General features: G+C 72.6%; 11 protein-coding genes and 1 pseudogene. 8 read left to right on the top strand and 4 right to left on the bottom strand.

Features of this window, described 5'->3' with window-relative positions; translation table 11 throughout:
* The first annotated feature begins 51 nt into the window (after positions 1-51).
* Positions 52-4,989 (top strand): DNA repair ATPase, encoded by a 4,938-nt coding sequence (locus I8N67_RS28660; protein WP_200307113.1) that lies wholly within the window; start codon positions 52-54, stop codon positions 4,987-4,989.
* A gap of 109 nt (positions 4,990-5,098) precedes the next feature.
* Positions 5,099-5,296: pseudogene (locus tag I8N67_RS43050) on the top strand (MerR family transcriptional regulator); the annotation flags it as partial.
* Positions 5,297-5,359: 63 nt separating this feature from the next.
* On the opposite strand, the gene I8N67_RS28665 reads toward I8N67_RS43050, so the two are convergent.
* Complete coding sequence (locus I8N67_RS28665; RefSeq protein ID WP_372443815.1) at positions 5,360-7,303, bottom strand: NAD-binding protein; 1,944 nt, start codon at positions 7,301-7,303, stop codon at positions 5,360-5,362.
* 113 nt (positions 7,304-7,416) lie between these two features.
* On the opposite strand from I8N67_RS28665, the gene I8N67_RS28670 reads away from it, so the two are divergent.
* Entirely contained in the window at positions 7,417-7,584 is a 168-nt protein-coding gene (locus I8N67_RS28670; protein ID WP_200307114.1) for a hypothetical protein, read from the top strand.
* Between the two features lie 76 nt (positions 7,585-7,660).
* On the opposite strand, the gene I8N67_RS28675 is transcribed toward I8N67_RS28670, so the two are convergent.
* On the bottom strand, positions 7,661-8,899 hold the full coding sequence (locus tag I8N67_RS28675) for a cation:proton antiporter (protein ID WP_200307115.1): 1,239 nt from the start codon (positions 8,897-8,899) through the stop codon (positions 7,661-7,663).
* Positions 8,900-9,223: 324 nt separating this feature from the next.
* Here I8N67_RS28675 and I8N67_RS28680 point away from each other — a divergent pair, with 324 nt between their 5' ends.
* The 3 genes from I8N67_RS28680 to I8N67_RS28690 all read left to right on the top strand — a co-directional run bounded on the left by I8N67_RS28680 (position 9,224) and on the right by I8N67_RS28690 (position 12,051).
* On the top strand, positions 9,224-10,285 hold the full coding sequence (locus tag I8N67_RS28680; RefSeq protein ID WP_200307116.1) for a PucR family transcriptional regulator: 1,062 nt from the start codon (positions 9,224-9,226) through the stop codon (positions 10,283-10,285).
* A gap of 407 nt (positions 10,286-10,692) precedes the next feature.
* Entirely contained in the window at positions 10,693-11,226 is a 534-nt protein-coding gene (locus I8N67_RS28685) for a MarR family winged helix-turn-helix transcriptional regulator (RefSeq protein ID WP_200307117.1), read from the top strand.
* Positions 11,227-11,370: 144 nt separating this feature from the next.
* A complete protein-coding gene (locus tag I8N67_RS28690) occupies positions 11,371-12,051 on the top strand; it encodes a hypothetical protein (RefSeq protein WP_234046446.1) in 681 nt (226 codons plus the stop codon).
* A gap of 25 nt (positions 12,052-12,076) precedes the next feature.
* Here I8N67_RS28690 and I8N67_RS28695 read toward each other — a convergent pair whose 3' ends face one another.
* A complete protein-coding gene (locus tag I8N67_RS28695; protein WP_200307118.1) occupies positions 12,077-12,838 on the bottom strand; it encodes a DUF4142 domain-containing protein in 762 nt (253 codons plus the stop codon).
* A 370-nt stretch (positions 12,839-13,208) separates the two neighbouring features.
* Here I8N67_RS28695 and I8N67_RS28700 point away from each other — a divergent pair, with 370 nt between their 5' ends.
* Both I8N67_RS28700 and I8N67_RS43055 read left to right on the top strand, forming a co-directional pair.
* Entirely contained in the window at positions 13,209-13,769 is a 561-nt protein-coding gene (locus I8N67_RS28700) for a DM13 domain-containing protein (protein ID WP_200307119.1), read from the top strand.
* A 49-nt stretch (positions 13,770-13,818) separates the two neighbouring features.
* Positions 13,819-14,049: an Imm51 family immunity protein gene (locus tag I8N67_RS43055; RefSeq protein ID WP_200307120.1), complete on the top strand. Its 231-nt coding sequence runs from the start codon at positions 13,819-13,821 to the stop codon at positions 14,047-14,049.
* A gap of 112 nt (positions 14,050-14,161) precedes the next feature.
* Here the strand turns inward: I8N67_RS43055 and I8N67_RS28710 are convergent, their stop codons facing one another.
* Complete coding sequence (locus tag I8N67_RS28710) at positions 14,162-14,500, bottom strand: thioredoxin family protein (protein WP_060893019.1); 339 nt, start codon at positions 14,498-14,500, stop codon at positions 14,162-14,164.
* Positions 14,501-14,753 lie beyond the last annotated feature (253 nt).

The raw sequence follows: 14,753 nt of genomic DNA on the forward strand, positions 1-14,753 counted from the left end.
AGGGGACGGCAGCTCCTGGCCACGTTCTTCACGACTCCTGAGAGGGATCCCATGACCACCGGCCCGGACACCGGCACGTACGACGCCGTGGACACCGGCACCTATGAGGTGCTGCGCGACCGGCTCACCGCGCAGGCCGCCGAACTCGCCCGGCGTGCCGAGGCGCTCAACTCCCGCCGCACCGAGGAGTTCGGCTCGACCCGGCTCGAACTGGCCGGCACCGAGCGGCTGCGCACCGAGCACGCCTGTGTGCCCCGCGACATCGTGGCCGTCGGCGACGTGCTGCTCTTCGGGCACAACGTCTTCCTCGACGTGAAGCCGGACACGGCTGTGCGTGATGTCTTCGCCCTGCACGACCGCGACCTGAACCGGCTGCCCGAGGACGCCGTGCCCGGCCTGCTGGACGACCCGGCCTTCGTACGGGAGTTCGCGGCCCTGTACCGCTACTACCGCCAGGCTCATCTGCTGCAACTGCGGCTCGTGGACGGCAAGTTGCTGGCCGTCTTCCGGACCGGTGAGAAGGCCGACGACATCCGGGTGCTGCGCTGGGCGCTGTCCGACGACGGCCGGGCCGTCTTCCTGGACGCGCGCGGCGAACGGGACCATGTCCTGCCGCCCTCCCATGACTTCGAGTGGACCCCGACGACCCGGGCGGACCATGTCCTCGGCCGTCACCCGCATGTGTCCATCGGCGGCGAGGTCTTCGTCGGCACGGTCGGCGGCGCTCTCACCGTCAAGGCCGAGGACGACACCGAGACGAGCGAGGGGATCCACGCCGAACCGGTCGACGAGCCGCTGCAGTCGCTCGCCGACGCGGACATCGCCCACGCGCGCGTGGGCGCCCTGATCCTGCTGCGGATCCGCCCCTACAAGGAGGACGCCCACCGCTACCTGGTGTTCAACACCCTCACCAGGACGGTCGTCCGGCTCGACGGCATCGGGCAGGCGTGCCGTCGGCTGCCCGAGGACCAGGGCATCGTCTTCCCCGGCGGCCACTGCCTTGCGACCGGCACGTACAAGACGTTCGACGGCGTCGACACGGACGGTCCGGAGTTCGAGCGCGTGGTGCGCTCGCCCAACGGCGAGGACGTCGTCTTCGCGTTCCACGCGCGCGTGGCCGGCCGTAGCCTGTTGCTGCCGTACAACGTGATCCGAAAAGAGGTCGCGACCCCGCTGTCCTGCGACGGCTGGGCACTGTTCGACGACGGCACGCTGATGGTCCTGCGCGCGGACCCCGCGGGAGTCGACGCCGAACCGCGGCGCGTGCATCCGGTCCAGCTGTGGCGCTCCCCGTACGTCTCCGACACCCACGCCGCCGGCCGGCCCGTCGGCACCGGGCCCCTGGCCCGCGTCGGCAACGCCGACCTCGTGCGCGGCATCTCCGACTGCCTGTCCGTCACCCGAGCGGTCGCCGAGACGGCGTCGACGCCGACGAGCGAGGTGTACGAGGCGCTGGCCGCCGCCTGCGTCCGGGCCGCCGACTCCCACCACTGGCTGAGCGAGCCCGAACTCGGTGATCTGGGCACCCCGTTGGAGCAGGTCAGGGCCACCGCCGAGCAGGTGCTGGCCGAGTTCGAGACCGTCCAGGCCCTCACCCGCCGGGCTGCCGAAGCGCTCGCCGAAGCCGCCGCGCGCGTCGCGACGGTCGTACGACGGCTGCGCGGGGAGGCGCCGCGCGGTGCCGCCGCCTGGATGGCGGGTCTGACCGAGCTCCGGCAGGCGCACGGCCACCTGCTCACGCTCAGGGACCTGCGGTACGCGGACACCTCTCGTGTCGACGAGCTGGCCGCGGACGCCGAGTCCGACCTCGCGTCCTTCGGGCAGCGGGCCGTCGCCGACCTGGCCCGCGACGGCGCCTTCGCCGACCAGCACGCGGACGTCGAGCGGCTGCTCGCGGACGCCGGGGCGATCGCCACCGTCGCCGAGGGCGCGCCCGTCGCCGCCCGCCTCGGCGAACTGGCCGACCGGCTGCGCGCGGTGACCGAGGTCGTCGCCGGACTCGACATCGGCGACGCCACCGTCCGTACGTCGATCCTGGAGCGGGTCGCCGAGGTGCTGGGCGGAGTCAACCGCGCCCGCGCCACCCTCGACGCCCGCCGCCGCGAACTCCGCGACCGTGAGGGACGGTCCGCGTTCGCCGCCGAGTTCGCCCTGCTCGGCCAGACCCTCACCGGCGCACTCGCGGCCGCCGACAGTCCCGAGAGCTCCGACGACCAACTCGCCCGGGTGCTCGTGCAGTTGGAGAACCTGGAGTCCCGGTTCGCCGAGTTCGACGACTTCCTGGGCACGCTCGCGGACAAGCGTGACGAGGTCCACGAGGCGTTCTCCGCCCGCAAGCAGACCCTCGCCGACGCCCGCGCCCGCCGCGCGGAGCGCCTGGCCGACTCGGCGGCACGGGTGCTGACGACCGTCGCCCGCCGGGCGGCCACGCTTCCCGACGCGGACGCCGTCGCCACGTACTTCACCTCCGACCCGATGCCGGCGAAAGTCCGCCGAGTCGCCGACGAGCTGCGTGAACTCGGCGACCAGGTCCGCGCGGAGGAGCTCGACGGCCGCCTCAAGGCCGCCCGGCAGGAGGCGCTGCGCGCCCTGCGCGACCGCGGCGACCTGTACGCCGACGACGGCCGCACCCTGCGCCTGGGCACCCACCGCTTCGCGGTCAACACCCAGCCGCTCGACCTCACCCTGGTCCCGCACGGCGACACCCTCGCCTTCGCGCTGACCGGCACCGACTACCGGGCCCCGGTCACGGACCCCGACTTCGCCGCGACCCGCCCGTACTGGGACCGTCCGCTCCCCTCGGAGTCGCCCGAGGTCTACCGCGCGGAACACCTCGCCGCCCGCCTGCTGGACGAACACGGCCCGGCGGCCCTCGCGGAGACCGAGCTGGGAGCACTGGTCGGACAGGCGGCGCAGGAGGCGTACGACGAGGGCTACGAGCGCGGTGTCCACGACCACGACACGGTCCTTGTCCTCACCGCTCTGCTCCGGCTGCACGCGAGCGCGGGCCTCCTCCGCCACGAGCCCGCCGCCCGTGCCGCCGCCCAGCTGTTCTGGGCGCACGGCACGACGGCCGAGGCTCGCGCGAGCTGGAGCCGGCGCGCGGTGTCGCTGGCCCGCGCCCGGGACACCTTCGGCCTCGCGCCCGCCATCGAGGATCTGCGCGGCGAGTTGGCGGAGGCGGTCGGTGGGGAGGCCGCCGCCGCGTACCTCTTCGACGAGCTGACCACCGGCCCCGACGGCTTCGTGATCAGTGCCGGCGCCCGCACCCTGCTCGACAAGTTCCGCCGCACGGTGGGCACTTCGGCGTACGACGAGGATCTCACCGCACTCGACGACCTCGCCGCCCGCCGACAGCTCGTCGAGGCATGGCTCTGCGCCTACGCCGCCTCCACCGGTGCGGACGTCACCCCCGGTGACCTGGCCGAGGCGGTGGCCGCCGAGCTGTGCCCGGACCTGGTCCGCTACGAGTCCGACGCGCCGCTGAGCGAGACCGTCGGGGGGCTGCTCGGCAGCCATCCCCGTATCACCGGCCGTGCGCTCACGGTGCGGGTCGACGAACTCCTCGCCCGCACAGCGGAGTTCCGCTCCCGTGAGGTGCCCGCCCACCGCGCCTACCAGCGTCGCCGCGGCGTTCTGGTCGCCGCCGAGCGCACCCGGCTCCGTCTCGACGACTATCGCCCCCGCGTGATGTCCGCGTTCGTCCGCAACCGGCTCATCGACGAGGTGTACCTCCCGCTCATCGGTGACAGCCTCGCCAAGCAGCTCGGCACCACGGGTGAGTCCAAGCGCACCGACACCGGCGGCCTGCTGCTGCTCGTCTCCCCGCCGGGCTACGGCAAGACGACCCTCATGGAGTACGTCGCCGACCGGCTCGGCCTGCTGCTCGTGAAGATCAGCGGCCCGGCGCTCGGCCGCACCGTGACCTCGCTCGACCCGGCCGAGGCGACCGACGCCACCGCCCGCCAGGAGATCGAGAAGATCAACTTCGCGCTGGCGGCGGGCAACAACACCCTCCTCTACCTCGACGACATCCAGCACACGTCACCCGAGCTGCTGCAGAAGTTCATCCCGCTGTGCGACGCCACCCGCCGTGTCGACGGCGTACGGGACGGTGAGCCGTTGACGTACGACCTGCGTGGCAAGCGGTTCGCCGTCTGCATGGCCGGCAACCCCTACACCGAGTCCGGCAGCCGCTTCCGGGTCCCCGACATGCTCGCCAACCGCGCGGACGTGTGGAACCTCGGGGACGTCCTCACCGGCAAGCGGGACGCCTTCGCGCTCAGCTTCGTCGAGAACGCCCTCACCGCCAACCCGGTCCTGGCGCCGCTCGCCGGCCGTGACCGGGCGGACCTCGATGCGCTGATCCGCCTCGCCGAAGGCGACCCCACCGCACGCGCCGACCGGCTCGCCCACCCCTACGCCCCCGCCGAGCTGGAGCGGATCCTGGCCGTACTGCGCCACCTGCTGACGGCCCGCGCGACGGTCCTCGCCGTGAACGCCGCGTACATGGCCTCCGCCGCGCGGTCGGACGCCACCCGCACCGAACCGCCCTTCCAACTCCAGGGCTCGTACCGCAACATGAACAAGATCGCCCAACGCGTCGAGCCGGTCATGAACGACGCCGAGCTGGCCGCCCTTGTCGACGACCACTACACGGCCGAGGCCCAGACCCTCACCACCAACGCCGAGGCCAACCTCCTCAAACTGGCGGCGCTGCGCGGCACATTGACGGGGGAACAGGCGACGCGCTGGGCCGAGGTGAAGACCGCCTACGCCCGCACGCGGGCTCTCGGCGGCCCCGAGGACGACCATCCCCCGGCCCTCGGCCGGAGGGACCCCCATCTCGCCGCGCTCACCGGCGCGGTGGCCGCCCTGGGCCTGCTCGCCGACCGCGTCGCCGCCGTCGAGTCGGCGATCCACCACGCCGCCGACCCGCGCGGCCCGCTCGTCAACCCCGGCGCGCGGCACGCGACCCGCCCTGACTGATGCCGGCTCGTCGCGCGGGCGGTGTGCGGATCCGCGTGAGCCGGTCACCGGGGCGGGTCCGCGGTCCATCTCGCGGTGATACCAGTCGCCGCACGACGTCCGGCAGTACGTCCGGCACCGCGAGGAGACCGGCCTCGTCATCCCCTCCGCCCGCTCCCAGGGCGGCTTCCGCCTCTACAGCGAGGCCGACGGAGCCGGCCTGATGGTCGTACGCCGTGCGAAGGCGCTCGGTTCGACCTCGGACATGCGCGCTCTGCCGGACGCCACCGATCCGGGCCTGACGCGGCTCGTGCCCGGCGACCCCGCGACCGCGCCGGGAAGACGATCCCATCCGCCGGGCGGGCGGGTCGGTGCCCGGCTCCGGCGGCCTTCATGTCTCGCGGATGCCGGGTCCGCGCGTCCTCAGCCGTGGCTGCCGCCCGAGGAGTTCGGCCAGGCCCTGGCGGGTCGCGGCCAGGACGACGCGGTCCTGCGGCCGTAGGACGTACCCCGGGTGGAGGTCCCAGACGAGGCCGGCGGGGCGGTCGGCCGCGTCGTGTGCCGGAGTGGAGGAGAGGTCGGGGAGCCGGTCGTCCGGCGCGGCGGTGTCCAGGGCGATGACGCGCCAGGCTCCGGCCCGGAAGGACTCGGCGACGGTGCGGCCTTCGAGCTGGGGGTGTCCGGCGACCGTGAGGGCGGCGAAGAGCAGCACACGGCGTTCGACGGGGATGGCGCCCAGGACCTGGCGGCCCATCATGGCGCCGGCGAAGGCGGGCGCGGCGAGAGTGGAGACACTGCGGCTGCGGGTGAGGGCGTCGGGGTGGACGGCGCGCAGGGTGCGGTGGACGGCGGTGGCGAAGTCGTCGTCGTACAGCCGCAGGGCCACCCGGAGGTCGGGCTTGACGGAGCGGGCGTACAGGGCCGCTTCGAGGTTGGTGGTGTCGTTGCTGGTGAGGGCGAGCAGGGCGTGCGCACGGTGGATCTTGGCTGCTTCCAGGACGCCTTCCTGGGTGACGTCGCCGAGGACGGTCGGCACGCGCAGCCGGCGGGCGAGCGCGATGCCGCGCGCTTCCGGGTCCTCCTCCACGCACACCACGGGGATGCCGAGCTCCCTCAGCCGGGCCAGGACCCGGGTGCCGACCTTGCCGAGGCCGAGCAGGACGACGTGGCCGGACAGTCCGCGCGGCGGGCGGCGCAGTGCGGAGGCGGTGCGGAAGGTGCCGTACGCCTCCAGGGCGGCGGCCAGGAGGACGGGCAGGAACAGTAACCCGGCCAGTCCGGCGAGGAGTTGGAGCACCTGGCGGGCCGTGGAATCGTCGAGCGCCGGGTCGTTGATGGCGAAGAGGTCGAGCAGGGTGAGGTAGGCCGCGTGCAGCGGGTGGCCGCCCGCGGTCACCCAGGTCGCCACGGCCAGCCCCAGCACACAGCTCACGAGTCCGGCCAGCGTCCAGCGCAGCCGTGCCGAGAACAGTGAGGCCAACGGCAGCCCCCGCCCTGCCAGGCGGCCCCGGGCGGGCGCGGTGCCGGTGTGCGTGACGGTCTCCAGCACCACCGTGCCGCGCCCGGTGGCGGCGGCCACGGTCCGGTCGTCGGGCAGTAGCGTGGGCCCCTCCCGGCCACTGGCGTCCGAACCCTCCGCGCCCGCCGGGTCGTTGGTGGTCGACGACAGCAGGGCGAGCGTGCACAGACCGGGATCGGCCACTTCGCTGTGGTCCGGCGGGGTGCGCTCCACCGCGCGCAGCAGCAGCCCGTCGGCCTGGACGACCTTGCTCGTACCGGCGACGGCGGTGGCCGCGAGCGCCGGAGCCGCCGTGTCCGCGTCCGACAGGACGGTCGTGGAGGTGTCCAGGGCCTCCGGGTCCAGACCGGGGACGGCGAGCACGGCGGCCTGGTCGAGGAGTTCCTCCAGGTGCTGGCCGAGCTTGCGGTTGTAGAGGCGGATGACCAGGCGCAGCCGGGGGTTGAGACGGCGGGCGGCCAGCGCGGTGCGGATGTTGGTCTCGTCGTCGTCATGGACCAGGGCCAGCGCGGCGGCCTCCCGCACACCGGCCTCGGCCAGGACTCTCCCGTCCAGCTCCAGGGCTTCGAGGACCCGAGGAGCGCCGGGGCTCCCGTCCGTACGGCTCATCACGGCCTGTACCCGGCCGAGCAGGGCCGAGGCGCGTGCCCGCCCGGCAGGGCCGAGGTGCCGCGCGGGTGGTACGACGAGGGTGACCCGTTCTTGGTACACCGTGGTGAGCTCGGCGGCCAGCCGCTCGGCGAGCGTGTCGTCACCGCACACGATCATGTGCCCTGGAAGCGGGGCGCCGCGTGTGTGCTGAGGGAACACGGTCATCGGTCCGTCACCTCCGGTTCGGGCAAGGGCGAGGGCGAGGGCGAGGGCGAGGGTGGGAGTGGGAGTGGGAGTGAGGCGGTGCGGCCGCACGTATCCGGCCGGGAGGGCTGTTCGTGCGTGCGATGACCCTCGCCTCGTCGAGGTCCCGCCCGTCCGGGACGTCCGTCAGCAGCGGGTCCGGCGGTGTCGCGCACGCCGACATGAGCTGCCCGACGAGCCGGGCGCGGGGCACGACGGCGGACGGCCCGGGCTTCGGCGCCGACGACCAGGAGGGCGGGTAACCCGTGCCGGGGCGGCAGCCGGACCGCGTGAGCGGCGTTCTCGTCCGGGGTCACGTACGGGCATGGCTCGGCCGGCTCACGCGCCGACATGACCGGCCTCCTCGACGGTGCGCGGTGAGGCGTCACCCGCCTCTTCCACGCCGGCGAGGCCCTCGACGTGGAAGAGGCGGGCGATGGGCACGTCGGTGGAGCTGTGCGCGATGATCGAGAAGGCGATGCACACGGCGATGAGCGTGAACGCCTCCTCGCCCTGCGGGATCCCGGCCTGGAGCACGAGCAGCCCGTACACCACCGACGCGAAGCCCTTGGGCCCGAACCAGGCGGCGACCAGCTTCTCCTGCCGGGTGAACCGGGTGCCGAGCAGCGACAGCAGCAGCGAGGCGGGGCGGATCAGCACGATGGCCAGGACCACCGCGGCGTAGCCGCCGAAGGACAGGTCGCCGAACAACCGCGGCGTGAGCAGCGCGCCGAACACCAGCAGGGCCGCGAACTTGGCCAGCTCCGCCAGCGCCTCGCCCAACGGCTCGAACGCCTCCTTCGCCTCCAGGGAGCGGGCGGTGAGGACGGCACCGGCGGAGAACGCCGCGAGGTAGGGGTTGGCGTGGGTGAGGTGGCAGAGCGCGTACAGGATCACGCCGACGGCGAGTGGCAGCAGTGGCTGGAGCTTGGGCTCGGCGCCCAGCAGCCGGAACCGTACGAGCTCGATCACCACCCACGGCAGGGCCACACCGAAGACCAGCCCGAGGACGAGCTCCAGGGCGATCTTCCCCGGGTCGGCCTCGGCGTGCCCGGAGGTCGGTCCGGCCGCGGCGATCAGGATGAGGACGACCGGCAGGGCGAGCCCGTCGTTGATGCCGCTCTCCACGTTCAGCAACTGGCGCAGCTTCGAAGGGACTTCCTTGCGTCCGACGATCGCGGAGGCGAACACCGGGTCGGTGGGCGCGAGGACGGCGCCGACGAGGAAGGACGTCGTCCAGTCCAGGCCCACCAGGTAGTGCGTGATCAGAGCCATGCCGACGAACGCCAGCGGCATGCCGAGCCCGAGGGCGCGGGCCGGGTTGCGCCAGTTCGCGCGCAGCTTGGTGAAGGAGACGTGCATGCCGTCGGTGAACAGCACCGCGAACAGCGCCAGATCGGCCGTCACGGACACGATCTCGCTGTCCGGCGTGATGTGGATCAGGCCGAGGAATCCGTCGCTGACGAGTGCCCCGCCGACCAGGAAGAGCAGCGATGTCGACAACACGGTCCGGGCGGCGAGACCCGACAGCAGTACCGCGATGAGAAGCGCCACCCCGAACACCACGACAAGCACCATGACCACGACCCCCGATCAGCGAAGAGAGCTCTCTCAAGACCGCCGACCAGGCTTCCCGGCACACCGACGGGAACCTTACGCGCTCTTCACGCCGCGTCGACAGGCTCCTGGCACGCACTCCGGGACCCGGGACATTGCCGGAATCCGGCATTGTGCGTCGCGGGAGGTGTCAATCGCCGCGCCGCTCGGAGTGAGGACCTTCGCGCCTCGGCGCCGCCTTCGCGCGCTGCCGGAGACCGGCAGTCACATCGACCCCCTGTGGTCCCGATCCGCGCCCCATGCGTTAGAAAGGCGTCAACAGCGCATCGGAATACGGGGGCGTGGATGTCGGGGCGGGGCGTGTCCGAGGAGTACATGGAGTACCTGGAGGGGTATGCGCGCATTCTCGCGGACGCCTCCGGGACCGGCCGCCGCCTGACCCGGGAGGAACTCGACTCGCGGCGTGTCCTGGGGGAGCGGGCCGCGGAGGCCGGCCTCGGGCTGCGTGCCATGGTCGGGGCCCACATGGCCGCGACGCGGGCGCACTGGCCGACCGGCAGCGGTGCTTCCGTGGACGGCGTGCTGGCCGCCGCCGCCCAGGCCCTGGACGCGTTCGCCGAAGGCTACGAGCGCGCGCAGCGGCATGCCGTACGCCAGGAGGAGGTCGCCCGCCGCGAGTTCATCGACGACCTGCTGTACGGGCGCAGCGACCTGGGCAGGCTGGCCCAGCGCGCGGAACGCTACGGCCTGCGGCTGTCGTACGAGCACGCGGTCGCCGTGGCGCAGGGCTCCGTCGCGTACGACGAGGGCGACCCGGTGCCCAGGGAGGTCGAGCGCGCTCTGATAGGCCGGTTCGGCGACCGCAGCATCCTGCTCACCACCAAGGACGGCCGCCTCGTGTGCATCGCGCCCGGCGACCAGGACGACGTCCTCGCGTACTTCGCGAAGCAGGCGTTCGCCGCCACCGGCGGCGGACGGGTGGCCATCGGCCGACCGCAGTCGGGCGCGGCCGGTGTCGTCCAGTCCTACGAGGAGGCCCTGAACGCCCTCGACCTGGCCGAACGCCTGGAACTCGACGAACCCGTGCTGCGCGCCGCCGACCTCCTCGTCTACCCCGTCCTCACCCGGGACCGGCAGGCCATGGCCGACCTGGTGGAGAGCGCCCTCGGCCCGCTGCGCCAAGCCCGCGGCGGGGCCCAGCCGCTCCTCGACACCCTCACCGTCTACTTCGACTCCGGCTGCGTCTCCGCGGAGGCCGCCCGGCGGCTGTCGCTCAGCGTGCGCGCCTTCACCTACCGCCTGGAACGCATCCACAAACTCACCGGCGCCGACCCCTCCGACCCGGTGCACCGCTACCCGCTCCAGACAGCGGTGATCGGGGCCCGGCTGCTGGACTGGCCGGCGTAAGCGTTCTGAGTCGATGAGGTGATGATGCCCACCGCCCGGTGGTCAGGGACGCTTACCGGCACCGGTGCTCACCCACGTCGACGCCCGCCGGTACGACCCGACATCGGCCTTCATCGGCGTCGACCCGCTCCCGCAGACCGGCTTCGGGCAGAAATGCGGCCGCCGCGGCGGTGGCGCCCCCGGGAGGAGCCTGAGCTCCCGGGGGCGCAGCCTGTCGGCCCAACCGCGCGGACGGCACACCTCGGGACCGTCTCACGACGACGCCGCGATGCTGTTGCTCCGCTGTCACGGACATGGGAGCGATCAGTGGCCAGGCCGTGGGCGTGAACCATGGAAGGGTCATGGGAGTGGAAAATTTGTTCCTACCGGTTGAGTGGGTGGTGGTCCCGGCGCGGTAGAAAGGGCGTATGGCGGAATGTGAGGCCCCGGTCGGGGGCATGGACGATGTCGACGTGGTGACCCGTGCGGTGCTCACCGCGTCGAGACTGCTGGTCGCCGTCTCCGCCCGGTCGCTGGCCGAGGTGGAGGAGCGGCTGACGCTGCCTCAGTTCCGGATGCTCGTGGTGCTGTCCACCCACGGTGCCACCAAGCTGGTGACCCTCGCCGACGTCCTTCAGGTCGCGCCGTCGACCGCGATGCGCATGGTCGACCGGCTGATCGCGGCCGGGCTCGCCGACCGGCAGACCAACCCCGGCAACCGCCGCGAGACCGTGCTCCGTCTCACGGCGGAGGGGCGGCGCACCGTCGAGGACGTCACCGCCCGACGGCGGGCCGAGATCGCCGCCATCGTCGAACGCCTCGCCCCGGACCGGAGGGCGGCCCTGGTGGACGCGCTCACCGCCTTCAACGAGGCCGGGGGCGAGCCGCTCGCTCCGGCGGCGGACGGCGCCGAGCCGCATCCGCTGGGCTGGGTGGACCTGCCGGCTGTCCGGGGCGCGTGACCGTCCTGCCGAGAGTCCCCGCGTGAGCGGCGCTGCCCACCCCCCGTTTCGGAGCAGGTCCGATTTCGCGCCACCCCGCCGATTTTGCATAATGCAAGAGAGCTGTGTGGGTGGACATGGGGGAACCAAGGGGTGGAGCGGCGGATGCGCGGACCGGGTCGGCGACCGCCCGTGGGGGACTCGGGTGTGATGGCCCATGTGAGGGCCGCGGTCTGGGGGCCGGCGGAGTTCGTGGGCCTGCCCCCTCGGTGGCTGCTCACCGAGGGGGTCCTGGTGGGGATCCTGGCGACGGGCGCGATCATCGGGCTCGGGATCGCCGGGGTGTGGACCGGGCGCCCGTCTCTCGCCGCCGGGGAGGGCGGCCTGGTGATCGTGGCCGCGCTCGCCGTGTACCTCCTGATCACCGAGGCGGGCCGCGCGCTCGTCGGACTCGTCGCGGTGCTCGGCGTGTGCCTGGCGCTGCTGACGCCTCCGTCGCTGGCGGGGCTGGTGCTGGTCCACCGCGGCGAGGTGCGGTCGGTGGTGGTGACCTCGGTCGAGGGCGGACCGGTGGCCGGTACCGAGGGCGGCCGGTACCTGTGCTCGGTGGCCGACCGGGCCGGCGTTCCCCTCTCCACGCGGATCTGGCGGGGTTGCGAGCGGTCGACCCGGCCGGGGGACGCCCTGGACGTCGTGTACGACCCGGACGGCGTGGTGCCGCCGCGAGGCGTGGCCCCCGGCACGGACCGCGGCCCACTGCTCGGCGCCGCGGCACTCGCCGCCGGGCTCGTCGCCGGGTGCGTGCTCGCTGTCGTACGGTCCTTCCGGCTGAGCCCCGCTCCGTGACCGCCGCCGCTCGGCGGAACGGGTGTCACCCCTGGTCGGCGGAGGCCGAGGCCGAAGGGCTGGGCGTCGCGTTCGGTGCGGCGGTGTTGACGTCCAGGTCGGGTCGGGGGGTGAGGACGACCATGGGGGCGCCCGGCTGGGGTACGGGCGGGGTGGCCTGGTCCTTGGGGATTTTCGGCGGGTTGGTCTGCTGGTAGTTGACCTGCTCGTGGTTCACGAGGCCGGTCTTCTCCAGCACGGTGATGTGGTCGAGGACGGTGTCGTTGGCGAGGTCGGCCAGCTGACGTACCAGTGTGTTGCGCGTACTCGCCCGGATCTTGGCGATGGCCGGGAAGATCTGGCCGTGTGTGACCCGCATGATGGTGACGGCGGTGGAGTCGAACTCCTTGCCGGTGGCGGCGTCGGCGGTGGCCACGAACTGCTGCTGTTGCGGGCTCGCCTGGTTGTTGAGGGTGATGCCCAGCTCGGGGGCGATCTTCCGGCACAACACGTCGAGCCCCGCGTGTCCGACGACCAGATGCTCCCCGGCCTCCTTCATCTCCGGCGTCGTCCCGCGCTCCATCGCCATCTCCCCCAACGGGTACTCCCACAGCCCCGCCGACCGCACCTTGATGACGAAGTCCCGGTCGGCCTCCGTCAACGGACCGAACGGCGTGTTCGCGATGATGCGCTCCGTCGACGTGGCGGTCTTCTCGACGCCCAGCATGGCGGGATAGGCGAGCGCGGCGACGGTCATCAGCAGGCCGCCGCTGATGAAGATGGCTCCTGCGGTACGTGGGATGCGCATGGTTCCTCCTGGCGTGCGGGCGCGGGCGCCCCGGGCGGGGGCGCGAGGGCGCCCCGGGTCCGCCGGGAGCGGATTCGGTCGCCAGGAGGTACGGAAGGGGACCGCCGATGAATCATTGCCCAGGGTAAAAATTGCACTGGGATGTGTGGTGTGCGTCACAACCGGTGGCGGCAGCCTGCGCGACCGCCCGCGAGGAAGTGACCCTGGAGAACGCGGTCTTCATCCTCAGCCGTTTCGACGGCACCACAAGTGGTCTGCCCACCGGGTCCTGATCCCGGCGACGTAAGGCTTCCGTCATCTCTCGCGGAGCACAGGGCGGCTGTCCGGCCCGTTGAATGGGGGTAGCGACAGAATGTGGGAGGGAGCGGGCATGGGACGTGCGCGCACGGTGTTGAGCAGGCCGTTCGTCGTCGGGATGCTGGTGTTCGGCGTGGCCGCGATGGGCTTCGGGCTGTACTGGTTCCAGCCGTGGAAGCTGTGGCAGGACGAGACCGTGGAGGAGGCTCTGCCCGTGGCCGTGGCGACCTCCGCGCCGCCCGTGGAGGCGCCTTCCGCCTCCTCCTCTCCCGCGCCCGGGCCCCGGACGCTGGCCGGCGGCGAGCTGATCAGCCACGAGCACGAGACCTCCGGCACGGTGAAACTCGTACGGCTCGCCGACGGCTCCCACGTCGTACGGCTGGAGAACCTCGACACGAGCAACGGCCCGGACCTGCGCGTCTGGCTGACCGACGCTCCCGTGAAGCAGGGGACCGCGGGCTGGCGCGTCTTCGACGACGGCGAGTACGTCAGCCTGGGCAAGCTCAAGGGCAACAAGGGAAGCCAGAACTACACGGTGCCCGCCGGCGTCGATCCGTCCGGCTTCACGAGTGTGAGCATCTGGTGCGACCGCTTCGACGTGTCCTTCGGCGCGGCCGAACTCGCCCGCGTCTGACGGGTGTTCGTGGCGTCGTCGCGTCGCCGCTCGGGCGGGACAGCGGGTTGTGGCATGGCCAGGTACCTGCGCCTGGTCAGCCGGGCGCTTCCCCTGGATCCACGCTCCGGAGCTGGCCGACCGGATCGGCGGCTTCGATCCCGAGGCCGGGATGATGTGCGTCTACGGCAAGGACGAGGCGGCTCTGCGGGAGCTTGGGCTCATTCTCAGCAGCGCCTTCCACGACCGCGCGAAGCTGGCCGCGCTGATCGAGGCCACCGACCCCGGAGACTGGGACTGAACCCGGACCCACCGGCTTGATCTCGGGTTGATCGTTTTCGATCTGCTGCGGCTGTCCGGGACCGACACGGCTTGCGTGAGGGGTGTCGCGCCCGCAGTGCCGCGGCGGCCGCTCAGAGGTGGCCGTCCAGAAGCTCCCGTACCTCGGCGATGGTCATAGGTCCTGTGCCGTGCGCCACCGCTTCTCCCTCCTTCAGCAGGACGTAGGACGGGGCTCCGGTGATCCCGTATCGCTCGGTTGCGGCCGGACAACGCGTGATGTCGGTGCGGACGGCCGTCAGGCGGCCCGTGTAGTCGTCGGCGATGCCACCCACGACGAGGTCCATCACCCGGCAGGGCTCGATTGCCTTGGGCCAGGTCCCGGTGAAGTACGCGAGGACCGGAACTCCGCTCATCCCGAGGATGAAATCGAACTCCGCGTCCTCACGGGGTTGATGAAACCGCTTCGCCATGGAAGCTCCCGACCTCGCGTCCGTCATTCCGTCCCCATCATCTCCCGCGCGGTGCGGCAGGCCGGCCCGGACGATCGACCGGGCCGGCCTGCCGGAAGTGAGGGACGGGGCCGTCGCGGAAGCACGGTGGTCCCCGGCGCGAGCGGGCCCAGCCCCCGCCCCTGGTGACCCGGTGCCCGGCCGACCCGCCGGTCACCCAGCCGCAGCCCGCCACGCGCCCATGGGTCAGCTCGTGCCAGGACAGGTCGATGTG

Origin of the sequence: Streptomyces adelaidensis, from assembly GCF_016598475.1 — a bacterium.
Taxonomy (GTDB): Bacteria; Actinomycetota; Actinomycetes; order Streptomycetales; family Streptomycetaceae; genus Streptomyces; species Streptomyces adelaidensis.